This window comes from Staphylococcus sp. HMSC65H10, from assembly GCF_001839185.1.
GTDB lineage: Bacteria > Bacillota > Bacilli > Staphylococcales > Staphylococcaceae > Staphylococcus > Staphylococcus simulans.
The window spans coordinates 25,930-26,488 of record NZ_KV840342.1; the positions used below are offsets into that span (position 1 = coordinate 25,930).

2 protein-coding genes are annotated in these 559 nt (G+C 35.4%); both read left to right on the top strand.

The features are described from left to right. The first annotated feature begins 5 nt into the window (after positions 1 to 5). Positions 6 to 254 (top strand): phage holin, encoded by a 249-nt coding sequence (locus HMPREF3270_RS14415; RefSeq protein ID WP_070626834.1) that lies wholly within the window; start codon positions 6 to 8, stop codon positions 252 to 254. Position 255: 1 nt separating this feature from the next. Beyond that, positions 256 to 559 (top strand): M23 family metallopeptidase (locus HMPREF3270_RS14420; RefSeq protein WP_141763131.1); only part of this gene is annotated, 304 nt, incomplete at its 3' end.

Below are 559 nucleotides of genomic sequence, written 5' to 3' on the forward strand. Positions count from 1 at the left end.
ATTAAATGGAAGATAAAATCAAACAATTCATCGGCTTAATCGGTGGTTTTCTTGGCGCTTTATATCTTGCACTAAACACAAGTGGAATCAGCGCGGAATGGATTAATCCTCAAAAAGTAGATGCATGGATTAATGTGATCAATACTGGATTACCCCTCGCATTAGTATCATATGGTGTATGGAAGAATACATTTATTATTAAAAAATCAGCGCGTGACCAAGAAAAGTATTTAAAAGAGAAAGGATTGAAATAGAATGCTAACTGCTATCGATTATCTTACTAAAAAAGGTTGGAAGATTTCATCCGACCCACGCACTTATGATAACTATCCTAAAAATTATGGATATAGAAATTATCAAGAAAATGGAATTAATTATGATTCGTTTTGTAATGGTTACCACAGAGCATTTGATTTGTATTCTAATGCAACTAACGACATCCCTGCGGTAACTAGCGGTACAGTAGTCACTTCTGAAACACATGGCAATTTTGGAGGTACAGTGGAAATCAGAGATGCTAACGGCAACGATTGGATTTATGGCCACTTGCAACGTAATT

Coding starts and splice junctions, on each gene's coding strand:
- HMPREF3270_RS14415 (WP_070626834.1), top strand. CDS start 6: ATGGAAGATAAAATCAAACAATTCATCGGCTTAATCGGTGGTTTTCTT.